18 protein-coding genes are annotated in these 23,594 nt (G+C 67.9%); 8 read left to right on the top strand and 10 right to left on the bottom strand.

Annotation, left to right across the window (positions count from 1 at the left end; genetic code table 11):
• Window positions 1–47 precede the first annotated feature (47 nt).
• The 5 genes from Q0P60_RS06760 to Q0P60_RS06780 all read right to left on the bottom strand — a co-directional run bounded on the left by Q0P60_RS06760 (window position 48) and on the right by Q0P60_RS06780 (window position 5,834).
• Entirely contained in the window at window positions 48–1,172 is a 1,125-nt protein-coding gene (locus Q0P60_RS06760) for a phosphotransferase (protein ID WP_294990089.1), read from the bottom strand.
• A gap of 126 nt (window positions 1,173–1,298) precedes the next feature.
• Window positions 1,299–1,706, bottom strand: a complete 408-nt coding sequence (locus Q0P60_RS06765) for a glycine zipper 2TM domain-containing protein (protein ID WP_014035547.1) — start codon at window positions 1,704–1,706, stop codon at window positions 1,299–1,301.
• A 248-nt stretch (window positions 1,707–1,954) separates the two neighbouring features.
• Complete coding sequence (locus tag Q0P60_RS06770) at window positions 1,955–3,937, bottom strand: peptidoglycan-binding protein (RefSeq protein ID WP_294990094.1); 1,983 nt, start codon at window positions 3,935–3,937, stop codon at window positions 1,955–1,957.
• Between the two features lie 112 nt (window positions 3,938–4,049).
• Window positions 4,050–4,820 carry a hypothetical protein gene (locus Q0P60_RS06775; protein ID WP_294990096.1) on the bottom strand — a complete coding sequence of 257 codons (771 nt, stop codon included), beginning with the start codon at window positions 4,818–4,820 and terminating at the stop codon, window positions 4,050–4,052.
• Window positions 4,821–5,198: 378 nt separating this feature from the next.
• Window positions 5,199–5,834 (bottom strand): response regulator, encoded by a 636-nt coding sequence (locus Q0P60_RS06780; protein ID WP_294990099.1) that lies wholly within the window; start codon window positions 5,832–5,834, stop codon window positions 5,199–5,201.
• Window positions 5,835–5,909: 75 nt separating this feature from the next.
• Here Q0P60_RS06780 and Q0P60_RS06785 point away from each other — a divergent pair, with 75 nt between their 5' ends.
• Entirely contained in the window at window positions 5,910–9,554 is a 3,645-nt protein-coding gene (locus tag Q0P60_RS06785; RefSeq protein ID WP_294990102.1) for a transporter substrate-binding domain-containing protein, read from the top strand.
• Here the strand turns inward: Q0P60_RS06785 and Q0P60_RS06790 are convergent.
• Window positions 9,548–9,949, bottom strand: a complete 402-nt coding sequence (locus tag Q0P60_RS06790) for a c-type cytochrome (RefSeq protein WP_294990105.1) — start codon at window positions 9,947–9,949, stop codon at window positions 9,548–9,550. The two genes, Q0P60_RS06785 and Q0P60_RS06790, sit on opposite strands and share 7 nt — an antisense overlap.
• A 65-nt stretch (window positions 9,950–10,014) precedes the next feature.
• A complete protein-coding gene (locus tag Q0P60_RS06795) occupies window positions 10,015–11,691 on the bottom strand; it encodes an electron transfer flavoprotein-ubiquinone oxidoreductase (protein WP_294990108.1) in 1,677 nt (558 codons plus the stop codon).
• A gap of 257 nt (window positions 11,692–11,948) precedes the next feature.
• Here Q0P60_RS06795 and Q0P60_RS06800 point away from each other — a divergent pair, with 257 nt between their 5' ends.
• Window positions 11,949–13,112 (top strand): acyl-CoA dehydrogenase family protein, encoded by a 1,164-nt coding sequence (locus Q0P60_RS06800; RefSeq protein ID WP_294990111.1) that lies wholly within the window; start codon window positions 11,949–11,951, stop codon window positions 13,110–13,112.
• Between the two features lie 136 nt (window positions 13,113–13,248).
• Here Q0P60_RS06800 and Q0P60_RS06805 read toward each other — a convergent pair whose 3' ends face one another.
• Together Q0P60_RS06805 and Q0P60_RS06810 are read right to left on the bottom strand one after the other, a co-directional pair.
• Window positions 13,249–13,728 carry a tRNA (cytidine(34)-2'-O)-methyltransferase gene (locus Q0P60_RS06805; protein ID WP_294990114.1) on the bottom strand — a complete coding sequence of 160 codons (480 nt, stop codon included), beginning with the start codon at window positions 13,726–13,728 and terminating at the stop codon, window positions 13,249–13,251.
• Between the two features lie 69 nt (window positions 13,729–13,797).
• Window positions 13,798–14,274 carry a hypothetical protein gene (locus Q0P60_RS06810; RefSeq protein WP_294990117.1) on the bottom strand — a complete coding sequence of 159 codons (477 nt, stop codon included), beginning with the start codon at window positions 14,272–14,274 and terminating at the stop codon, window positions 13,798–13,800.
• 427 nt (window positions 14,275–14,701) lie between these two features.
• Here Q0P60_RS06810 and Q0P60_RS06815 point away from each other — a divergent pair, with 427 nt between their 5' ends.
• The 4 genes from Q0P60_RS06815 (at window position 14,702) to Q0P60_RS06830 (ending at window position 20,273) form a co-directional block, all read left to right on the top strand.
• Entirely contained in the window at window positions 14,702–17,551 is a 2,850-nt protein-coding gene (locus Q0P60_RS06815) for a pitrilysin family protein (protein ID WP_294990120.1), read from the top strand.
• Between the two features lie 221 nt (window positions 17,552–17,772).
• Window positions 17,773–18,090, top strand: a complete 318-nt coding sequence (locus Q0P60_RS06820) for a DUF4156 domain-containing protein (RefSeq protein WP_005407628.1) — start codon at window positions 17,773–17,775, stop codon at window positions 18,088–18,090.
• Window positions 18,091–18,192: 102 nt separating this feature from the next.
• The gene (locus Q0P60_RS06825; protein WP_010487115.1) at window positions 18,193–19,209 is read left to right on the top strand and encodes a 3-oxoacyl-ACP synthase III; all 1,017 of its coding nucleotides are present in this window, start codon (window positions 18,193–18,195) and stop codon (window positions 19,207–19,209) included.
• Window positions 19,210–19,382: 173 nt separating this feature from the next.
• Window positions 19,383–20,273 (top strand): alpha/beta fold hydrolase, encoded by an 891-nt coding sequence (locus Q0P60_RS06830; RefSeq protein ID WP_294990123.1) that lies wholly within the window; start codon window positions 19,383–19,385, stop codon window positions 20,271–20,273.
• Between the two features lie 114 nt (window positions 20,274–20,387).
• On the opposite strand, the gene Q0P60_RS06835 is transcribed toward Q0P60_RS06830, so the two are convergent.
• A complete protein-coding gene (locus tag Q0P60_RS06835) occupies window positions 20,388–20,813 on the bottom strand; it encodes a YkgJ family cysteine cluster protein (protein WP_294990126.1) in 426 nt (141 codons plus the stop codon).
• A gap of 104 nt (window positions 20,814–20,917) precedes the next feature.
• On the opposite strand from Q0P60_RS06835, the gene oleC reads away from it, so the two are divergent.
• Window positions 20,918–22,576 carry an olefin beta-lactone synthetase gene (oleC, locus tag Q0P60_RS06840; RefSeq protein ID WP_294990129.1) on the top strand — a complete coding sequence of 553 codons (1,659 nt, stop codon included), beginning with the start codon at window positions 20,918–20,920 and terminating at the stop codon, window positions 22,574–22,576.
• Window positions 22,573–23,565 carry a 2-alkyl-3-oxoalkanoate reductase gene (gene oleD, locus Q0P60_RS06845; RefSeq protein WP_294990132.1) on the top strand — a complete coding sequence of 331 codons (993 nt, stop codon included), beginning with the start codon at window positions 22,573–22,575 and terminating at the stop codon, window positions 23,563–23,565. The genes oleC and oleD overlap by 4 nt, the downstream gene beginning before the upstream one ends.
• Window positions 23,566–23,594 lie beyond the last annotated feature (29 nt).

Raw genomic sequence — 23,594 nt, forward strand, 5'->3', positions numbered from 1 at the left:
GGTCCGATCCGTTTCCCCCGGAACCGGATCTGCCCCCGCTACCCCGCCTATGCGGCTGCGTGCAGGGCCTGCAGCAGCGCCTGTCCGGGGGCGCTGCGGAACCAGACCGGATGCCCCAGCATGAAGGGGTTCCAGGCCACATCCGCATTGGCGGTCGAGCCGGTGATGCCTTCGAAGTACTCCACTTCGGACAGTGCGAAGTCGAAATGGACCATCGGCAGCAGGTCGGCCAGCAGATGCACGCGTTCGGCCGCCAACGGCAGTACCTGCCGGTAGCCGTCGAGCAGGGCCAGGGCGATGTCGATGCGCACCGCCTGCATGCCACGCTCCAGCTGCAGCCACGCCACGGCGTTGCGCTCGATTGCGGTGGCGAGGTCGAACAGGGCGCTGGTCGGCGAGGCCAGGCCGAAATCCAGCACGGTGCTGACCTGGCCGTCGCGCCACAGCAGGTTGGAGACATGCCAGTCGTTGTGTGCCCACAGCCGCGGCTCGTCACGCAGGCGCTCGGCCAGGCCGGCGTGCCACGGCAGTACGTCGCGGCGCAGCTGCGCCTGCCACGGGATGCGTGCGAGATAGCGGGCCAGGCCGGGGCGCTCATCCAGTCCTGCCTCGATCGCCGCGATCGGGTCGTCGGAGCGGATCAGATCATCGCGTGCGACCAGCAGATGGGTACTGCGCTGGGGGGCGTGATGGCTGGCTGCGGCGCGGTGCAGCCGGGCCAGCATGCGGCCGGCTTGGCTAGCCTGTGCCACGTCGGTCAGCAGCGACCACGACACCGCATCGCGGTACAGGTCGTCACCCACGCCCATGCCGTGCAGCTCGAAGGTCCAGTCGCCCTGCTCGACGGCGGTGTGGCCATCGGCGGCCGCCAGCACCTGCACCACCGGTATGCCGGCCGCGGCGAGATGGGCGATGAAGTGGTGCTCTTCCTGCAGGCATGCGGCGCTGCGCACGCTGCGGTGGTGGCGCTTGACGAACAGCGGGCCGTGCACGCCATCGACGATGGCCGCGGCCGACAGCGGCCGCGGGCTGTGCCAGCGTGCCCGGCTGTGCTCATGCAGCTGCGGGTAACACTGGCGCAGCCAGCCGATCTCCTGCGCGCTGATCGGTGGCCAGTCGGCGGCGACCTCATCGTTGTTGAGGCCCTGCACGCGGTGGGGAGAAGAAGTCATGCCGCAGCCCGGGGGGAAAGTCACGTTCAAGGCTGCGCATTCAACGCCATGCGTGCCACCAACGCAAACGGGCGGGTCATCGACCCGCCCGTCGCCACGCCGGTACCGGCAGTCGCGCCGTGCCGCTTACCAGCCGCGATGGCGGCCGCGGTCGTTGTAGTAGCGGTTGTCGTAGTAGCGCTCGCGCTGCCAGCGACGGTCGTCACCGCGGTCGTAGTAACCACTGCGGTAGTAGCCACGATCGTAACGGCGGTCGTAGCGGTTGTCGTAGTAGCGATTGTCGTAATAGCGGCGGTCGCGGCGGTCGGAGGTGGTCAGGTTGCCGATCGCACCGCCCGCCACGGCACCGCCCACGGTGGCGGCAGGATCGCCGTTGGAGAGCAGGTTGCCGGCCACGCCACCGACCACGGCGCCGACCAGGGTGCGCTTGTCCTTCCTCGACATCGCGCTGGCATCGCTGACCACGGCGACACCGGCAACCAGTGCCAGGGCCATCGCCAGACCACGGAAGCTGAGTGTGGAAGTACTGAGCATGTTCGGTTCTCCTGTGAGGTGCATGCCACGTTGGGCAGGGAGGGCGCGGGGCGCCCCGGCTGCCGTGATGTCCACGCTGGCGTTCCAACATTGCCGGAACATTGCCTGGTCGATCCTGCGGCTTGCGCATTCATCTAGCGGCAGGCGGCATGAAGCGAGGCTGAAAGCGGCCCCGGCCGCTCAGCTGGCAGAAGGGAAAAGGGCCACCCGGAGGTGGCCCTTCCTTGTCTCCCAAAGCGTTGCCGGGCCTAGACCCCCATCGCCTTGTGCGCCTGCCGGGCCTGCTCCTGCTGGGCATCCTGCTGCGCCTGCAGCACGTTCGGCGCGCCCTGTACGGCACCGCTGCTGAGCGCCAGGCTCTGTTCGCTGGCGGTGCGGGTCTCCACCGCTGCGCGGCTGGCGGCCGGATCGCCGAGGGTGCCCTGCACGGCGAACAGGCGCTCGCCGTTCGGGCTGGGCACCACCGCGTCGATGCGCTGCAGGCCCGCGGCGTGTGCTTCCCGGGTCAGGGCGGCGGCGGTGCTTTCCAGCGCATGGCGGTCCTTGAAGGTGCCTGCCGGCATCAGTTCCAGGCCTTTGCTGGCCTGGATGAACAGCGCATTGCGCGGGTGCCGTTCGTCGTTCAGCAACGGGCGTTCGCGGGCTTCCGCGAGCGCCGACAGGGTCTTCGCGCCGACGATGCCGTCGGCCACCAGGCCGTTGTCCTTCTGCAGCTGGCGCACGGCGGCTTCGGTATTGCGGCCGAAACGGCCATCCTCGACCAGCGGCCTGCCGTCGGCACCGGCGTAACCAAGGTGGCCGAGCTGTTCCTGCACCCTGCGCACGCCTTCGCCCTGCGCACCCGGCTTGTACGGCTCGGCGTGCGGAGCGGCCGCTGCCTTGTGTTCGGCCGCAGGCCTGCCCTGGGTCTGCTCGTGCGACGGGGTGCGGTTCTCCAGCAGGTCGCGCGCCCTGGACAGTGGATCGGAGGCGTACAGCTTCCAGTTCGGGTGATCCTTCACCTGCTTGAGATAGTCCTCGACCGGCAGGGTGTGCACGCCCTTGCTGCCGGTGGACTGGCTGATCAGCAGCGTGTCGGTGTTCGGGTCGCGTACCACCATCACGATGTGGTCGATGCCGTTCCAGTGCTCGTGGCGGGTCCTGGCGGTATCCAGGCCGATGATCATGCCTTCCTTCAGCGCGCCCGGCTGCAGGATCGCGTCGCGCTCAAGCAGCACGCCGGACTGGTCGAATGCCTTGCGCACGATGCCGCCGGAACCGAGGTTGCCCAGGTCGATGCGGTCGGCCTTGCTGAAGACCGCATGCCCGGCTTTCTGGTTGATCTCGTCCATGGTGCGGTTCTGCAGGGTGCCGACCCAGCCGGAACAATCGATGTAGCCCTGTTCCACGTTCTTGCCGGTCTTGCCCGGCACGTACAAGGCGTGCCCCGGGATGTTGATCGCGTACTTGACGTGGTCGTACTGCACACCCGCCTCGTAGGCAGCGTGCAGTTCGATGCCCGGCTTCGGCGTGGCGGCGGCGGTTGCGGTTGCCGCCAGCGTGGCAGCGGCAGCCCCCACCGCGGCGGCCTGCGCGGGCGTGGGCGCGCCCTGGCCCTGTGCCACCGTCTGTGGCGCGATGTGCTTTTCCGGAATGCTGATCGCCGCGTACTTGTGGATGTAGTAGCTGGAGAAGGTACGCGCCAGCTCACCGTCGTTCATGCCGCGCATTTCGGCCAGCGTGTGGCCGGTCAGCGCCTTGGCATCGGACCCGATCTGGTTGAGCACGTTGCGGCGCATGTTGATCTCTTCGCCCTGGCTGTTGCGTACCACGCCGAAGGTGCCGGTAGCGATCGCGGTCTGCACCGAGCCGTAGCCGGCGCTGCCCTGCTGGTGTGCCAGGTACAGGTCCAGGCCGGTCGGCACGGCGCCGCCGGACAGGTAGGGGTGGCCGGTGCGTTCGTTGCGGCGTGCCATCGACTCCAGGTTGTCCTGGTACATCTGTGCTGCCGCTTCGGTGTTGCGGGTCGGGTCGAACTCGTGGCCGGTCAGGTGGTACTGGCGCGCGGAGCCGGGTACGAACTGGAACAGCCCCTTGGCACCACTCGACGCATTGTGGGCGCGTTCGTTGAAGGTGCCGCCGGTCTCGATGTAGGCGAAGCGCATGAAGTCATCGACCGGAATGCCCTTGTGCCTGGCGACCTGTTCGACGATGTCCAGGACTTCCTTTCTGCTGTAGTCATGCTGTGCCATGACGTTTTCCTCGGGGTTGATGGAGCGGCCTGGGCCGCGAATCGCCAACCGGACTCATCCGTGAGTCAAGAACATGTCGGTCAACAGGTAACCCGCGTGTGGCGGGTGGAGATCAGGGCGCGACGTACTGCTGGGTCGCGCGGTCGAAGCGGTAGTGCACGGCGTCGCCGGCGCCCAGCGCGCGGGTCCGGCCCGGGCCTTCAATGGTGGTGCCGTGGAAACTCACGGTCAGTTGCGGCAGGCCGTCGTGATCGGCACCGAAGGCGAGTTCGCCTTCGCTTCCGGTGCACGGCATCACGTTGCCTTCGTCGCAGGCGGCACTGTTGTCCTCGCCGGTGCGCACCGAGCCGACATACCGCCAGACCTTGCTGTCCACGTCATCTTCGCTGCGCCTGGGATTGAACAGCAGCAGCGCGTAGCTGGAACTGCTGATGCCACGGTCGAAGCTGCGGGTCGGCACGGCCAGCAGCAGGCGGCCGTCGGCGGTGCGGTGTTCCAGCGGCTTGCGCCGGGCATCGACATCGTCGGCCTTGTCATAGGCGCCGAGCGCACCGATGGTCCATTCCTGGCCGCGGAACTTCCACGGCTTGTTCGCATCGGTGCCGGCCAGCACGAAGGTGGCCTCGGCCAGGTTGGCGCGGTCATCCGGGCCGGCCGGCTGCTGCTCGCCCGGCTTGCCGTAGTGCTCGCGCGTATCCCACGAGAATCCGGTGTAGTAGGTGGTGCCCTCCAGGGTGAAGGCGTGGCCGAACCAGAAGGTGGCCACGCTGCCGTTCTGGATCTCATAGGAGGTCGCACCATCACCGTCCACCTGGTAGGTGAAATACATCACGGTCGGCGCGTCGGGCGGAGTGACGGCGGCATCGGGGGAGGTGTTCTGCATCGGGGCAACATCCTGTCGGGGCGCATCGGCAGCCTGCGCGCGTGCGTCGGGCTGGGAGGACGAGGGGGCCGGGTCGGCGGCGCTGCACGCCGCGGCGGAAAGAGAGACGAGCAGGCACGCCGCGAATGCGCGCAGGGGCCGCAACGGCAGGGTCCAACGTAGCTCAGGGGGGTGATGCATGCGCCTCTCCGTGGTCAGCGTTGCCGGTCCAGACGGACGGCAGGGAACCGCTTCCCATCCACCAGGGACGGGAGCGAGGACATGAGCCGGTCGATTCCTTCGACCTCGCATTGAGAACTCATGCCGGATCATCTTTGCACAGAACCGCGGCCGGTCAAAGCGGCCGGCCGCGGCTACCGGTGTTATGTGAACTGCATCTCAGATTTTCCCGTCACGCAGGAAATCGAACAGTTCGGCATCGCCGGTCAGGCCCAGCTTCAGCATGGCGTCGCTCTTCTGCCGGCTGATGGTACTGACGCTCTTGTGCAGTCTCTCCGAGATGTCCTTCACGGTCAGCCCGGTGCCGAGCAGCCGCAGCACTTCCAGTTCGCGGGGCGACAGTGGCCTGCTGCCGCCCGCCATGCTCCAGCCACCGGCGGCCTCGGCCCGCTCGCGCAGGCTCTGGCTGATGAAGACCTGGCCGCGGGCAACCGCCCGGATGGCGTGTGGCAGCTCCGTCATCGACGAGCCCTTGTTGACCAGGCCGAGCACGCCGCTGTCGAGCACCAGGCGCAGGATGGCAAGGTTGGTGGAGACGCTGAGCATCAACACCCGCAGGTCGGGATGATGGCGGCGGATCATGCCGATCATGGCGAAGCCGTCGGCCAGGGGGCTGCCGGGCATGGAGTAGTCGGTGATCAGCAGGTCACAGGGCTGGCTGTCGAGCAGTGCCATCAGTGACTGCGCGGTGTCGGCTTCGCCGACCACCTCGCCGACCTTGTTCTTCTCGATGACAGCGCGGGCTCCGATACGGACCACCGGGTGGTCGTCTGCGATGATGATGCGCAAGCTCATGCTCTAGTATGGCTACCGGGCAGGCGGGACTGCGACCATCGCGGTCCCCGACAGGATTCTAGGAGATCGATGCTGATGCGTAGCTGGGCTGTTCGCGGGCTGGTCCTGCTGCTGGCCATAGTGATGCTGCCGGCCGCCCTGGCACAAGGCCCCGGGCCGCTGCCGCTCAGCGCCCTGCAGCGCGAGTACCTCGCCGCGCATCCAAGCATCGTCGTGGGGCAATATGACAGTGGCTGGCCTCCGTTCGAGTCTCTGCATGATGGCCAACAGGTTGGCCTGGGCCCTGATTATCTAGCGCTTTTGGCCCGGCAATTGGGCGTGAAGGTCGAGGCGCGTCGTTATCCCGATTGGACTTCCGTGCTGGATGCGGCATGTCGTGGCGAGATCGACGTGGTGATGAATGTCGGTCTGAGTGCCGACCGCACCCGCTGCATGGTCTATACCGCCGCCTATGGCGAGGCGCCGCTGGCCCTGGTGGGCCGGCCGGATGACCTGCGCGCCTCGGATAATCCTGATCTGGACGGGCTGCGCGTGGTGATCGAACAGGACTTCCTGACCGGTCCCCAGGTGCGGGAGCGTTTCCCACGCGCCCGGCAACTTGTCGCAAACAGCTCGTTGGCGGCGCTCGAGATGGTCAGAGACGACAAAGCTGACGTCTACATCGGCAACGCGTATGTGGCCACCGAGCTGATCAGCACCCGCGACCTGCAGGGCGTGGTGCTGCTGCGCCCCAGCGACCTGCCCCCGGAGCGGCTGCATTTCGGCGTACCCAACAGCAAGCAGCCCCTGGCCGAAGCGCTGGATCTGGCCCTGGCCGCCACCAGCCAGGCCCAGCGCGATGCACTGGCGCACCGTTGGCTGCCAGCGCCGCGGTGGTCGGCCTCGGCACAGCTGGCGCTGAGCCAGGCCGAGAAGCGGGTGCTGGAACAACCCTTGAAGATTGGCTTTGCTCCCAATGCGGCACCGCTCTCGTTTGCTGACCGGGATGGCCAGCCCAGCGGCCTGGCCAGCGAGTACCTGCGGCGGTTGCTGCAGGCCGGCGCCAACCTTCAGCCGGAAAACAGCCACGACTGGTACGAGGTGCGCGAGAAGGCCCGCCGCGGCGAGCTGCAGGCGGTGATGGGCATCCCCGCCGACTCGCGCTACCTGGGCCCGGACTGGGTGTTCAGCCAACCCTTCATCAGCGTGCCGAACGTGATCGTGAGCCGCGTCGACAGTCCGGCACTGCTGGGGCTGGCGGACCTGCAGGGCAAACGCGTACTGCTGTCCGATCCGGAACGCGTGCGTGGTTACGTGCTGCAGCAGGCACCACAGGCCAGGATCATCGCCGCGCGCAGTACCGAGCAGGCACTGCAGCGGCTGCTCGATGGCGAAGCCGACGCCTATGTGGGCAACCTGGCGCTGGTTGACCATCTGCTGCGCAGCCGTTTTCCGGGCCGGCTGCAGGTAGCGGCACCTGCCGGCTTCAACGATCAGCTGGTACTGGCAGTGGAGCGCCGCCATGCGGCGCTGGCGACCACCTTCGACCGCCTGCTGCTGCAGATGTCATCGCGCAAGCAGGAGGCGCTGCGTGGCGACTGGCTGGCGGTCGAGTACCACAGTGGCATCGACTGGAAGCGCGTGCTGCGCTGGGGCCTGCCGCTGTTGCTGGTGCTGCTGACCGCCCTGCTGGTACATGCCGTCGGCTACTGGCGCCTGCGCCGTGAAGTGGCCGGGCGGCGCCATGTGGAACAACGCCTGGCCGAAGTCACTGACAACCTTCCCGCCGTGGTCTACCAGGCGCGACGGGAGGTCGACGGCACGCTCAGTTTCCCGTTCATCGGCGGCGACCTGCAGGCCTTGTTCGGGATCAGCCGGCAGCAGGCCGAGCAGGATGCGAAGTGCCTGCTGGAACGCATCGAAGAGGAGGACCGTGCCCGCATCCTGCAGGCCGTCGAACAGGCCGCGCACCAGTTCGCGCCGTTGAGCCTCGAGTTCCGGCTGCGCGCCGCCGACGCCGGCCCCGGCCCGCGCTGGATACGCAGCCAGGCCCAGCCGTATGCGGCGGACGCCGGCGCGGTGACCTGGAGTGGCTACTGGGTGGATGTGAGCGAGGCCCATGCGCAGGCCGACGCGCTGAGCGTCGCCAAGGCCGAGGCCGAACAGGCCACCGAGGCCAAGTCGCGCTTCCTGGCGACCATGAGCCATGAGATCCGCACGCCGATGAGTGGCGTGCTGGGCATGCTGGAAGTGCTGGCGCATTCGCCGCTGGACCTCGAGCAGAAGCGCATCCTCGACGTGATCGAAGACTCGGCACAGATGCTGCGGCAGATCCTCGACGACATTCTCGATTACTCGCGGCTGGAGGCCGGCGCGCTGCGCCTGGAGCCCGCGCCGCAGTCGTTGCGGGCGGCGTTGGAGAGTGTGTTCCGCATGTTTTCCACGGCGGCCAGCGCGCGTGGCCTGGCGCTGCACGTGCAGATCGATCCGCGACTGGCGCCGGCGCATGAGTTTGATGGCGTGCGCCTGCGCCAGGTCGTGTTCAACCTGCTCGGCAATGCCATCAAGTTCACCTCGCAGGGCGAGGTGCGGCTGCAGGTGGACGTGCTGGGACCGACCACGGAGGAGGGACGCCAGCCGCTGCGCCTGCGCGTGATCGACACCGGCATCGGCATTGCCCCGGAACAGCTGCAGCAGCTGTTCGAGCCGTTCACCCAGGCCGGTGCCTATATCCAGCGCGACCACGGCGGTTCGGGTCTCGGCCTGAGCATCTGCCGACGCCTGGTCGCGCTGATGGAGGGTGAGCTGGATCTGCGCAGCACCCTGGGCGAGGGCACCTGTGCCGAGGTGCGCCTGTCGCTGGTGGAAGCGTCGATGAGCGATGCTCAAGCGCTGGCGGCCGAGCAGGATGAGGACATGAAGCTGCCAGACGTGTTGCGTGAGGCGCGCGTGCTGGTAATCGAGGACCACCCGACCAACCAGGTGATGATGGTCTGGCGGATGCAGCAGATGGGCCTGCCGCACGTGCTGGTGGGCGATGGCCAGCAGGCACTGGATCGCGTGGCATCGGAGCATTTCGATCTGGTCATCACCGATTGCCGGATGCCGGTGCTGGACGGCTTCAGCTTCGCCCGCCTGCTGCGCGAGCGCGAGGAGCGCACCGGGCAACCACGGCTGACCGTGCTGGCATTGACCGCCAGCGTGCTGGACGACGATGCGCGTCGTTGCCGTGAAGCAGGCATGGACGAAGTCCTGGCCAAGCCACTGTCAGTGCAGGCACTGCGCGCAGCGATGATGCGCTGGTTGCCGGGGATACTGGGCGTGCCCTTGGAGGAACTGGTGGAGAGCGAAGAAGCAGGGGAAGCAGAAGTGGCGGAAGCGCCGGAAGCGCCGGAAGCCGACGACGGGGTGATGCTTCCGGAGCTTGCCAGCCTGATGCAGTGCTTTGGTTCAGGGGCGTTGGCGACGCAGCTGCGCGAGAGCCTGCTGTCGACCACTGAACAGGATCTGGCGGAGCTGCAGCGCGCGCTGCAGGCCGGTGACCGCGTGGAGGCCGGGCTGCGCCTGCATCGCATGAGTGGCGGCCTGGGAACGGTGGGCGCCACGGGACTGTCCGAGCAGGCCAATGCGCTGGTCGAACGGCTCGAGGACGCGGCCGAAACCGATACGGTGCCGTTGTTTGCGGACGTGGAGGACTTCGCGGCGCAGCTGCGGGAGCAGCTGCGCAAGGTGCCTCACTGAGCCGACTGCTGTTGCAGGTAGGCGATCACCAGGGCGCGGCGTTCGGCACTGGGGAAGGCGTTGTACATGCGGGTACCCGGCACCAGGTGGGTGGGCGATTGCAGGAAGGTATCCAGGGTCTGCGCGGACCAGATGATGTCGGCTCGGCGCATGCCGTCGGAATAGCCGTAGTCGGGCAGGCTGCCCGCACGGCGGCCGATCACGCCGTGCAGGTTGGGCCCGAAGCGATGGATGCCGCCGGGCTGCACGGTATGGCAGCCGGCGCACAGCTCGAACGCACGCTGCATGGCCTGCTGGCGCGCCTGCTCGGGCGTGGCCGGTGGCGCAGGCGGGCGTTGGCAGGCCGCGGCGGCCAGGCTGACGACGACGGCGATGAGCAGGCAGCAGGCACGCATGGGCGGGCAGGATAGCGAAGCGAGCGGGCAGCGGGGCTGCGACACGCGGTCGCAGCCCGGGGCAATCACATGCCCGAGTAGTTCGGGCCGCCGCCGCCCTGCGGGGTCACCCAGACGATGTTCTGGGTCGGGTCCTTGATATCGCAGGTCTTGCAGTGCACGCAGTTCTGCGCGTTGATCTGCAGGCGGGCGTCGTTGCCTTCACCGACGAATTCGTACACGCCGGCCGGGCAATAGCGTGCTTCCGGGCCGGCGTACTCGGCCAGGTTCACCTTCACCGGGATGCTGGGGTCCTTCAGCGTCAGGTGGCTGGGCTGGTTCTCGTCGTGGTTGGTGCTGCTCAGGAACACCGAGCTGAGGCGATCGAAGGTCAGCACGCCGTCAGGCTTCGGGTAGGCGATGCGGGTGTGCTTGGCCGCCGGCTCCAGGCAGGCATGGTCCGGCACGGTGCGGTGCAGGGTCCACGGCGGATTGCGCACACCCAGCTTCGGCAGCAGCCACTGCTCCACGCCGGTCATCAACGTGGCCACGGTCTGGCCCTTCTTGAACCACTGCTTGAAGTTCTTGGCCTGCTGCAGCTCGGTGAACAGCCAGCTGGCCTCGAAGGCCGTCGGATAGTCACTCAGCTCATCATGCTGGCGGTCAGCGGCCAGGGCATCGAAGGCGGCGTCGGCGCACAGCATGCCGGTCTTGATCGCGGCGTGGCTGCCCTTGATGCGGCTGGCGTTGAGGTAGCCGGCCTCGCAGCCGACCAGCGCGCCACCGGGGAACACGGTCTTCGGCAGCGACAGCAGGCCACCGGCGGTGATCGCGCGTGCGCCGTAACCGATGCGGGTACCGCCTTCCAGGTGCTTGCGGATCTGCGGGTGGGTCTTGAAGCGCTGGAACTCCTCGAACGGGCTCAGCCACGGGTTCCGGTAGTCCAGGCCGACCACGTAGCCGATCGCGACCTTGCCGCCGTCGGCGTGGTACAGGAACGCGCCGCCGTAGGTGTCGCTGTCCAGCGGCCAGCCGGCGGCATGCACCACCAGGCCCGGCTCATGCTTGGCGGGGTCGATCTGCCACAGTTCCTTGATGCCGATGCCGTAGGACTGCGGGTCCTTGCCTTCGTCCAACCGGTAGCGGGCGATCAGCTGGCGGCCAAGGTGGCCACGCGCGCCTTCGGCGAAGATGGTGTACTTGGCCTGCAGCGCCATGCCGCGCTCGAACGCCGGGCCGATGCTGCCGTCCTTCTCGATGCCCATGTCGCCGGTGGCCACGCCGATCACTTCACCGTTGTCGCCGAACAGCACCTCGGCCGCGGCAAAACCGGGGAAGATCGCCACCTCCAGCGCTTCGGCCTGCTGCGCCAGCCAGCGGGTCACTTCACCGAGGCTGATGATGTAGTTGCCTTCGTTGTGGAAGCACTCCGGCAGCAGCGCGTTGGGCGTGCTGCGTGCGCCGGTTTCGCTGAGGAACAGGAATTCGTCGCGGGTGACCTTCTGCTTCAGCGGTGCGCCGCGCTCGGCCCAGTCGGGGAACAGTTCGGTCAGGGCGCGCGGATCCATCACGGCGCCGGACAGCACATGCGCGCCCGGTTCGGAGCCTTTCTCCAGCACGCACACCGACAGCTCACGGCCGGCTTCGATCGCGCGCTGGCGCAGGCGGATCGCGGTGGCCAGGCCGGCGGGGCCGGCGCCGACGATCACCACGTCGAACTCCATTACTTCACGCGGGGGCAGGGCGTTGGCTTCAGCGCTCATCGATTGCATGACTCGTGGGTAGTGCCGGCATCGGGGCCACCGGCGGTTGCCTGGGAATCGCGCGTGCGGCCACGGCGAAACGGTTGTTTGAATGTGTCAGGGTACCGGGACGCGCCGGATCCAGCTAGATCGCCGATGTTCACGTCGCGATTGCTGCAGTGCAGCGTAGAGCCGCAGCTCCGGTGGGCGCCGACCCGGGTCGGCACGCTCTGGCCGGATGACCGACAATGGCTGCGTCCTGACTGCGCGTGAGTGCCATGGCTTTGCATCCGTACGATCTGTTCGATGTCCGTTCCCTGCTCAACGAGGAAGAGCGCGCCGTGCAGGAGAGCGTCGCCCGCTTCACCAACGAACGCGTGCTGCCGATCATCGGCGATGCCTTCGACCAGGCCCGCTTCCCCGCCGAACTGGTGCCGGAGATCGCCTCGCTTGGCCTGCTCGGGGCCACCCTGCCGGCCGAGTACGGCGGTGGCGACCTGGGTCCGGTCAGCTATGGCCTGATCTGCCAGGAACTGGAGCGTGGCGATTCGGGCCTGCGCAGTTTTGTCTCGGTGCAGAGCTCGCTGTGCATGTACCCGATCTATGCCTATGGCAGCGAGCAACAGCGCCAGCAATGGCTGCCGGCGATGGCGCGCGGTGAGCTGATCGGCTGTTTCGGCCTGACCGAGGCGCACGGCGGTTCCGATCCGGCCAGCATGAAGACCCGTGCGGTGCGCGATGGCAGTGACTGGCGCATCAGCGGCAGCAAGATGTGGATCACCAGCGGTCCGGTGGCCGACCTGGCCATCGTCTGGGCGCAGACCGAGGACGGCATCCAGGGCTTCGTGCTGGAGAAGGGCATGGCCGGCTTCACCACCCAGGAAATCAAGCACAAGATGAGCCTGCGCGCGTCGTTGACCGGCGCCTTGTACTTCGACGACGTGCGGGTGCCTGACAGCCATCGCCTGCCCAACGTGAAGGGCCTGAAGGGACCGCTGGGCTGCCTGACCCAGGCCCGCTACGGCATCAGCTGGGGCCCGATCGGGGCTGCCATCGCCTGCCTGGATGAAGCGCTGGGCTATGCCAAGGAGCGCGTGCTGTTCGGCCGCCCGCTGGCGGCCACGCAGAGCGCGCAGATCAAGCTGGCCGAGATGGCCCGCCGGATCACCACCGCACAGTTGCTGGCGCTGCAGCTGGGGCGCCTGAAGGAAGCCGGCCAGCTGCAGCCGCAGCAGGTCAGCCTGGCCAAGTGGAACAACTGCCGCATGGCCATCGATATCGCGCGCGAATGCCGTGACCTGCTGGGCGGCGCCGGCATCACCACCGAGCACGTGGCGATCCGCCATGCGCTGAACCTGGAATCGGTGATCACCTATGAAGGCACCGAGACCGTGCACCAGCTGGTGATCGGCCGCGAGTTGACCGGCATCAACGCGTTCTGACGGCTATCCACGCACTGACGGCTATCCACGCATGGCGTGGATCTACTGTCATGGCGGTCGTCGCCACCCTGGGTTGGCGCTGCGGTGCCGACCCAGGGTGGCAGCTACCCGATGATCATCCACGCATGGCGTGGATCTACTGGCCGCCGGCAAACCCATGCTGCCGCCACGCCTCGTACATCACCACGGCGACGGTGTTGGAAAGATTGAGGCTGCGGTTGTCCGGCCGCATCGGCAGGCGCAGTCGGCGCCCATCGGGCAGGGCATCGAGGATGTCCTGCGGCAGGCCGCGGCTTTCCGGGCCGAACAGGAACGCATCGCCGTCTTCGAACGCCACGCTGTCGTAGCGGACGCTGGCCCGGGTACTGAGGGCGAACAGGCGCTTGGGCGCGATCCGCGCCAGCGCGGTGTCCAGGTCCGGATGGACCTGCAGGCGCGAATACTCGTGGTAGTCCAGGCCGGCGCGCTTGAGCTGCTTGTCTTCCAGTGCGAAGCCGAGTGGCTCGACCAGGTGCAGCTGCGCGCCGGTGTTGGCGCAGAGCCGGATCACATTGCCCGTGTTGGGCGGGATTTCCGGTTGGAACAGGATCACGTGGAACTGGGGCGCGGCATTCATCGGCGCAGTGTACCTGCGACGGCTGCCGCCTTTACGGCGCACGCCCTGCGCGGGGCAGGGTGGCACCGGTTACGGGCGCAGCAGGACCTGGGCGGTTTCGGTGGCCAGGGCCTGCAGATCGGCGGCGCTCGGGCGCACCTGCAGGGCCGGCAGGTTGACGATGACCGAGTGGGCGACGTTGGTGGCCGCGGCGGCCAGGGTGGCGGCGTAGCGCTGGGCTTCCAGTTCGGCGGCCAGGGCGACGCGCTGTTCCAGGCTCGGGCGCACTTCCACCGAGGCCAGCGTGGTGATCGGCATCGCGGCGGCGACCGGGGCGGCGACGTAGCCGCTGCGCTCGGCCAGCTGGTCTGCGCTCGGGCGCACTTCCACGGTGGCCAGGGTCGGGATGCCGCTGGCGCGTTCCCAGGCCTGCTGGGCCAGCTGGTCGGCGGCCGGGCGGACCTGCACGGTGTCCAGGGTCTTGAGCGGGGTGGAGGCCTGCACCGACGAAACAACCGCGGTGCCGGCGATCAGGGCGATAGCGATGGCAATGGTCTTGGCGTTCATGACGGGGCCTGTTTAGTGTTGGTGATCAGTGGTGTGGTAGTAAGGTAGTACACCAATTCTGGGCTTGCAAGGAAAATTTTCAGTTTCCTGCTTTTGTTCAGTCTTCAGTCAGCTTTTGTCTGAAGCCCTTCCTGGCGCAGGAATTACCAAGCAATCCCCGTGCCAACTTTTAACCATTGATTTACAAGGCTTTTTCCTGCTTCTGAAAGTGTCCGCTGGGCGGACACCTGTCCATTCGATGGGCCGCGGACACTGTCCGGACGATGGCCGCCGGTGCATGTGACCGCCTGCCGCATGGCAATGAGGCGGCGTGGATGGGGCGCGGATGGGGCACAGGGACAAATACCCCCAGTGACTGCCGACCGATTCCGGCCATTGCGTGCGCACGCTAGGATCGGGGTTCACCTATGTGACCAAGGATCTGGATATGTCTTTCGCCCTTCGCCCGCGCGCTGCACTGCTGGCTGTCGCCCTCAGCACCGCCCTGGGCACGCTTGCGCCCACCCCCGTGCTGGCCGCCAAGCCGGCGGCACCGGCCAAGGTCGATATCCCGTATGAGCAGTTCACCCTGCCCAACGGCCTGCGCGTGATCGTGCATACCGATCGCAAGGCGCCGATCGTCGCGGTCAACGTCTGGTACCACGTGGGCAGCAAGGACGAACCCGCCGGCCGCACCGGCTTCGCGCACCTGTTCGAGCATCTGATGTTCCAGGGCAGCGAGAACCACGACGGCGAATTCTTCGAGCCGTTCAAGCAGGTGGGTGCCACCAACCAGAACGGCACCACCAATACCGACCGCACCAACTACTTCGAGAACGTGCCGACCACCGCGCTGGACATGGCGCTGTGGATGGAATCGGACCGCATGGGCCACCTGGTCGGCGCGATCGACCAGGCGGCGCTGGACGAGCAGCGTGGCGTGGTGCAGAACGAGAAGCGCCAGGGCGAGAACCAGCCCTATGGGCAGGCGTGGGACCAGCTCAACAAGGCGATGTATCCGGCCGGGCACCCGTACCACCACAGCGTGATCGGGTCGATGAACGATCTCAACGCGGCGTCGCTGGACGACGTGAAGACCTGGTTCCGCACCTGGTATGGCCCGAACAATGCGGTGCTGGTGCTGGCCGGTGACATCGACCTGGCCACGGCCAAGGAGAAGGTGGCCCGCTACTTCGGCAGCATCCCGGCCGGCCCGACCATGGCGCAGCCGGCGGTGAACGTGGCCAAGCGCAGCGCCGATACCCGCGAGACGATGACCGACAAGGTGCCGCAGGCACGCATCTACCGCGCCTGGAACGTGCCGCAGGTCGGCACCCGCGATGTCGATCAGCTGCAGCTGTTCGCGCAGGTGCTGGGCGGTGCCAAGTCTTCGCGCCTGAGCCAGCGCCTGCAGCACCAGGACAAGCTGGTGGACAGCATCGCCGCGGGCCTGTCGCCCTCGCAGCTGGGGTCCAACTTCGTGGTCATGGCCACGGTCAAGCAGGGCCAGGACCCGGCCAAGGTCGAGAAAATCATCGATGAGGAACTCGACCGGCTGATCAAGCAGGGCCCGACCGCGGCCGAGCTGGAGCGGGCCAAGACCGGTGTCCGCGCCGGCTTCATCCGCGGCATCGAGCGCATCGGTGGCTTCGGCGGCAAGGCCGACGCGCTGGCCGAGTGCGCGGTCTTCACCGGCGACCCGGGCTGTTTCCGTACCTCGCTGGCCAACATCGAAAAGGCCAGCGCCGCCGACCTCAGCCGGCTGGGCGCGCAGTGGCTGGACAAGGGCAGCCACACCCTGGTGATCGCACCCGGTGATCGCGTGGCGCTGCAGGAAGACCCGAGCCAGGCGCCGAAGCCGTTCAACGTGCCGGCGGTGGACCCGAAGTACAGCACCCTGCCGGAACAGGTCGACCGCAAGGCGGGTGTACCGCAGACCCGCGAATTCCCGCAGCTGAAGTTCCCGGCGCTGCAGCGCGCCACGCTGAAGAACGGCACCCAGGTGATCCTGGCCGAGCGCCATGAGATTCCGGTGGTGCAGTTCAGCTACCAGTTCCCGGGCGGCTTCAGTGCCGACCAGGGCCGCAAGCCGGGCACCGCCAACTTCACCATGAGCCTGATGACCGAAGGCGCCGGCAAGCTCGGTTCGCTGGCCTTCGCCGATGCCGCCGATGCACTGGGCGCGAGCCTGGATGCGTCGGCCGGCCTGGATTCGATGAGCGTTGACCTGTCGGCATTGAAGGAGAACCTGGCGCCGTCGCTGGCGCTGTACGCCAGCCTGCTGCGTGAACCGCGCTTCGAGCAGGGCGAGATCGACCGCGTCAAGGCCACCTGGATCGCCGGCATCCAGCAGGAGAAGGTCAATCCGGGGGCGGTGGCGATGCGCGTGCTGCCGCCGCTGCTGTACGGCAAGGGCCATCCGTACGCCATTCCGTTCACCGGCAGCGGCGACGAAGCGGCGATCAACGGGCTGACCCGCGAGGACCTGGTCGATTTCCACCACGACTGGCTGCGCCCGCAGAACGGCACCCTGATCGTGGTCGGTGACACCACCCTGGCGGAGATCGTGCCGCTGCTGGACAAGCAGCTGGCCGACTGGAAGGCGAGCGGCGAGGCACCGCAGGTAAAGGCGGCCACCGACGTAGCACTGCCGAAGGGCCCGCGCGTGTTCCTGATCGACCAGCCCGGCGCGGTGCAGGCCAATCTGTTCGCCGGCCAGGTGGTGGCGCCCTCCAGCGCGGCCAGCTCGACCCGCTTCGACATCGCCAACGGCGTGATCGGCGGCGACTTCACCTCGCGCCTGAACATGAACCTGCGCGAGGACAAGCACTGGTCATACGGTGCGCGCAGCAGCGCGATCAATTCCGTGGGCCAGCGCCCGTGGATGGCCAGCGCACCGGTGCAGATCGACAAGACCGGCCCGGCGATGGCGGAAATGCGCAAGGAAATCGCCGCGTTCGCCGATGGCAGCAAGCCGGCCACCGCCGCCGAGGTCAACCGCATCCGCAACATCCAGACGCTGAGCCTGCCTGGCGCCTACGAGACCGCCAGTGCGGTGGCGGCAACGATCGGTTCGATCGTGCAGTTCAAGCGCCCGGATGACTACGTGCTGCGCCGCAAGGCGGAGATCGAGGCCATGACCCCGGCGCAGGTGCAGCAGGCGGCGGCCGAGATCAAGCCGCAGGCACTGACCTGGGTAGTGGTGGGTGACCTCAAGCAGACCGAAGCGGCCGTGCGCGCGCTGAACCTGGGCGAGGTGACGGTGATCGACGCCGAAGGCAACCCGGTCAAGAAATAAGGGAGGTGCCTGCCCGCCCCGGCGGGCAGGCCAACCCGGGTAGTGCCGGCCGCTGGCCGGCAACCTCGCGCCGGGGTCAGAGCCCCTTCGGGGATCCGACCCCCGGCCGGCAACCTCGCGCCGGGGTCAGAGCCCCTTTCAGGGCATCCGGCCCCTGGCGGGCTACCCCCGATTCAGGCTGTTCAGGCAGAATCCCCTCCATACCCTTCCAGGATCTGCCCATGCGCGTTCTGCTGCTTTCCTCCCTGCTGCTCACCGTCACCGCCTGCACCTGGGTGCCGATCGAACCGGCCGGCAAGGCGACCCGCGTGCTGCCGGCAGGCCCGGTTCCGGCCGGCTGCATCGCCAAGGGCGAGGTGGTGGTGACCGTGAAGAGCAAGGTCGGCTTCTACAACCGCAACCCGCTGCGCGTGCAGGAAGAGCTGGAAACCCTGGCCCGCAACGAGGCCCCGAGCGCCGGCGCCAACGCCGTGCAGGCTGCCGCCGCCCCGGCCGATGGCAGCCAGCGCTTCGCCGCGTTCCAGTGCCCGCCGCGCTGAACCCTTCACCATACGGGCAAGGCTGAATTCGTAAAGATGCGGTGAAAGCCCGGGGGTTATAGAATAGCGCCCCCTTTTGCCTGAGCCTTGGCGCTAACCTCGATGCTCTTCAAGAATGTCTCGATCGCCGGCCTGGCACACGTCGACGCGCCGCATACGCTGACGACCAAGGAAATCAACGAACGGCTGCAGCCGACGCTGGATCGTCTCGGCATCCGCACCGACGTGCTCGGCGATATCGCCGGCATCCACGCACGCCGCCTGTGGGATAACGGCGTGCTGGCCTCGGACGCCGCCACCATGGCCGGCCGCAAGGCGCTGGAAGACGCGGGCATCACCGCGACCCAGGTCGGCCTGCTGGTCAACACCTCGGTCAGCCGCGATTACCTGGAGCCGTCCACGGCCTCCATCGTGTCGGGCAACCTCGGCGTCAGCGACGAGTGCATGACCTTCGATGTCGCCAATGCCTGCCTGGCCTTCATCAACGGCATGGATATCGCCGCGCGCATGATCGAGCGCGGCGACATCGACTATGCGCTGGTGGTGGATGGCGAGACCGCCAACCTGGTGTACGAGAAGACCCTGGAGCGGATGACCGCGCCGGACGTCACCGCCGACGATTTCCGCAACGAACTGGCCGCGCTGACCACCGGTTCGGGCGCCGCCGCGATGGTGATGGCGCGCTCGGAGCTGGTGCCGGACGCCCCGCGCTACAAGGGCGGCGTGACCCGCTCGGCCACCGAGTGGAACCAGCTGTGCCTGGGCAACCTGGACCGCATGGTCACCGACACCCGCCTGTTGCTGATCGAAGGCATCAAGCTGGCCCAGAAGACCTTCAGCGCCGCCAAGATCGCGCTGGGCTGGGCAGTGGAAGAGCTGGACCAGTTCGTGATCCACCAGGTCAGCCAGCCGCACACCGCCGCGTTCATCAAGAACTTCGGCATCGACCCGAAGAAGGTCATGACCATCTTCGGCGAGCACGGCAACATCGGCCCGGCCTCGGTGCCGATCGTGCTGAGCAAGCTCAAGCAGCTGGGCAAGCTGAAGAAGGGCGACCGCATCGCGCTTCTGGGCATCGGCTCGGGCCTGAACTGCTCGATGGCCGAAGTGGTCTGGTAAGACTGTTCCGCCAGACTCCCTGTAGCGCCGGGCCCAGGCCCGGCCCGGTTTCCTGTAGAGCCGAGCCCATGCTCGGCTTACGCGCGCAGCGCGGCTTTTCCGCGGCCTGACCGGAGAGCAGCCGAGCATCGGCTCGGCTCTACCCGCGCCGCGATTCTCCCTAGGTGCTCCGCATGCGCGATCTTCCCGGTTACCCCGCCCACCCGCAGCGCTTCGAGGTCCGTCCCGGCCTGTCGATGAACTATCTCGACGAAGGCCCGCGCGATGGCGAGGTGGTGGTGATGGTGCACGGCAACCCGTCGTGGAGCTATTACTGGCGCACGCTGGTGGCCGGCCTGTCGGACCGCTACCGCTGCATCGTGCCGGACCACATCGGCATGGGCCTGTCGGACAAGCCCGATGACAGCCGCTACGCGTACACGCTGCAGTCGCGCGTGGACGATCTCGACGCACTGCTGAAGCACCTGGGCATCACCGGCCCGGTGACCCTGGCGGTGCACGACTGGGGCGGCATGATCGGCTTCGGCTGGGCGTTGTCGCACCACGAGCAGGTCAAGCGCCTGGTGGTGCTCAACACCGCCGCGTTCCCGATGCCGGCAGCGAAGAAGATGCCGTGGCAGATCGCGCTGGGCCGCCACTGGAGGATCGGTGAGTGGATCATCCGCACCTTCAACGCCTTCTCGTCCGGTGCCTCGTGGCTGGGCGTGGAGCGCAGGATGCCGGCCGACGTGCGCCGCGCCTACGTCTCGCCGTACAACAACTGGGCGAACCGGATCAGCACCATCCGCTTCATGCAGGACATTCCGCTGTCGCCGGCCGACCAGGCGTGGTCACTGCTGGAGCGTGCCGGCAAGGCGCTGCCGTCGTTCGCCGACCGCCCGGCCTTCCTCGGCTGGGGCCTGCGCGACTTCGTGTTCGACCATCATTTCCTGAAGGGCTTCCAGGCCGCGCTGCCGCGGGCCCAGGTACACGCCTTCGAGGACGCCGGCCACTACGTGCTGGAAGACAAGCACGAAGTGCTGGTGCCGGAGATCCGCGCGTTCCTTGACGCGAACCCGATCTGATCGGTGTGCCGACCAACGGTCGGCACCCACCGGAAGAGGAAGGGGTAGGTGCCGACCGTTGGTCGGCACACCCGAAGGGTTGATGAGGTTGCCGGCCCGCGGCCGGCACTACCACTACGCCGCGACCGGCGCCTGCGGCGACGGACTGTTGCCGTTGTCGTCGGGGTGATCGTCGTCGTTGTCGGCCTCGTCGCGCCAGCGCCAGTCCGCCAGCGTCAACGGATCCAGGCCATAGGCGATGCGCGCCTTGTCGCACTGCGGGCTGGCCTTGCCGTACTCCCACGATGCATCCACCTCGCGGCACACGCTGGGCCGGTTGGGGTGGATGGTGCAGCGTGAATACACGCCGATCTGCGCATCCAGTGCCACGCAGCGCACCGGTTTGGAGTGGGTGCCACGCATGCACAGGCGGTGCGGGTCGAGCACTTCGGTCAGCTGGTGCGGCACGCCGCCGGGGGTGACCTCGTCCGACTCCATCCAGTGGAAGGCCACGCGGTATTGGGTGCAGCAGGCGCCGCAGGTCATGCAGGGATGTTGCATGGGCAAGCCGCCCCGGGCGGCAGTCGGAATCAGGAACGAGGGTGCGGATTTTCCACGAAGTGGGCCGCCGCGCAAGAAATTCCGTAAGCGGCGACAATGAACGGATGAACCGACCCTGCAACATTGCCGCCCGTTTGCCTGAACTGGCGCGTGAACGCCCCGACCAGATCGCCATCCGCTGCCCCGGCCGCCGCGGCGCCGGCAACGGCATGGCCGCATACGACGTGACCCTGGATTACCGCCAGCTCGATGCCCGTAGCGACGCCATGGCTGCCGGCCTGGCCGGCTATGGGATCGGTCGTGGCGTGCGCACGGTGGTGATGGTGCGGCCGTCGCCGGAGTTCTTCCTGCTGATGTTCGCCCTGTTCAAGCTGGGAGCGGTGCCGGTGCTGGTCGACCCCGGCATCGACCGGCGTGCACTGAAGCAGTGCCTGGACGAGGCGCAGCCGGAGGCCTTCATCGGCATCCCGCTGGCCCATGTGGCGCGGCTGCTGCTGCGCTGGGCACCGTCGGCGACACGCCTGGTCACCGTGGGCCGCCGCCTCGGCTGGGGCGGCACCACCCTGGCCGCGCTGGAACGTGCCGGCGCCAAGGGGGGGCCGATGCTGGCCGCCACCGAGGGCGAGGACATGGCCGCGATCCTGTTCACCAGCGGCTCAACCGGCGTGCCCAAGGGCGTGGTCTATCGCCACCGCCACTTTGTCGGCCAGATCGAGCTGCTGGGCCGTGCGTTCGGCATGGAGGCAGGTGGGGTGGACCTGCCGACCTTCCCGCCATTCGCGCTGTTCGATCCGGCGCTGGGCCTGACCTCGGTGATCCCGGACATGGACCCGACGCGGCCGGCGCAGGCCGACCCGGCTCGCCTGCACGATGCCATCCAGCGTTTCGGGATTACCCAGCTGTTCGGTTCGCCGGCGCTGATGCGGGTGCTGGCCAGGCATGGCCGGCCGCTGCCGACGGTCACCCGGGTGACTTCGGCCGGCGCGCCGGTGCCACCGGACGTGGTCGCCACCATCCGCGGCCTGCTGCCGGCCGATGCGCAGTTCTGGACCCCCTATGGCGCTACCGAGTGCCTGCCGGTAGCGGTGGTCGAAGGCCGCGAACTGGAGCGCACCCGCGCCGCAACCGAGGCCGGCGCCGGGACCTGCGTGGGCAGCGTGGTCGAACCGAACGACGTGCGCATCATCGCCATCGATGACGCCGCGCTGGCCGACTGGTCGCAGGTGCGGGTGCTGGCCACCGGTGAGGTGGGCGAGATCACCGTGGCCGGACCGACCGCGACCGACAGCTATTTCAATCGCCCGCAGGCAACCGCAGCAGCGAAGATCGGCGAGACCCTGGCCGATGGCAGCACCCGCATCGTGCATCGCATGGGCGACGTCGGTTACTTCGATGCGCAGGGCCGCCTGTGGTTCTGCGGGCGCAAGACGCAGCGCGTGGAGACCGCGCGCGGGCCGCTGTACACCGAGCAGGTCGAGCCGGTGTTCAACACCGTAGCGGGCGTGGCGCGCACGGCGCTGGTCGGCGTGGGGGCCGCGGGCGCGCAGGTGCCGGTGCTGTGCGTGGAGCTGCAGCGCGGCCAGGCTGACAGCCCGGCACTGCAGGACGCTCTGCGCGCCAAGGCCGCCGCGCGCCTGCCCGACGCAGGCCTGCAGCATTTCCTGGTGCATCCGGCGTTCCCCGTCGATATCCGTCACAACGCCAAGATCGGTCGCGAGAAGCTCGCCGTCTGGGCCAGCGCAGAACTGGAGAAGCGCGCATGAAGATCCTGGTCACCGGTGGTGGTGGTTTCCTTGGCCAGGCGCTGTGCCGCGGGCTGGTCGAGCGTGGCCACCAGGTGCTGGCGTTCAACCGCAGCCACTACCCGCAGCTGCAGGCCCTGGGCGTGGGCCAGATCCGCGGCGACCTGGCCGATGCGCAGGCGGTGCTGCATGCGGTGGCCGGCGTCGATGCGGTGTTCCACAACGGCGCCAAGGCCGGCGCGTGGGGCAGCTATGACAGCTACCACCAGGCCAACGTGGTCGGCACCGACAACGTCATCGCGGCCTGCCGTGCGCACGGCATTACCCGGCTGGTGTACACCTCCACGCCCAGCGTGACCCACCGCGCCACCCATCCGGTGGAGGGCCTGGGTGCCGACGAAGTGCCGTACGGCGAGGATTTCCAGGCGCCGTATGCGGCGACCAAGGCGATCGCCGAGCAGCGCGTGCTGGCGGCCAACGATGCCACGCTGGCGACGGTGGCACTGCGCCCGCGCCTGATCTGGGGACCGGGTGACCAGCAGCTGGTACCGCGCCTGGCCGAGCGTGCACGGCAGGGGCGCCTGCGCCTGGTGGGCGATGGCAGCAACAAGGTCGATACCACTTACATCGACAACGCCGCGCTGGCGCATTTCCTCGCCTTCGAGGCGCTGGCACCGGGCGCGGCATGCGCGGGCAAGGCCTACTTCATTTCCAATGGCGAACCCCTGCCGATGCGCGAGCTGGTCAACAAGCTGCTGCAGGCCGTGGCTGCGCCGACCGTGGACAAGGCGATCAGCTTCAAGACCGCCTATCGCATCGGCGCGATCTGCGAACGGCTGTGGCCGCTGCTGCGCCTGCGGGGCGAGCCGCCGCTGACCCGCTTCCTGGCTGAGCAGCTGTGCACGCCGCACTGGTACAGCATGGAGCCGGCGCGCCGTGATTTCGGCTATGTGCCGCAGGTCAGCATCGAAGAAGGGTTGCGCAGGCTGAAGGCTTCATCTGCTGCATAGGTCGCCATCACCGGTTGCACACCGCCAGA

Source organism: uncultured Stenotrophomonas sp. (genome assembly GCF_945952405.1).
In the GTDB taxonomy this organism is placed as follows: Bacteria; Pseudomonadota; Gammaproteobacteria; order Xanthomonadales; family Xanthomonadaceae; genus Stenotrophomonas.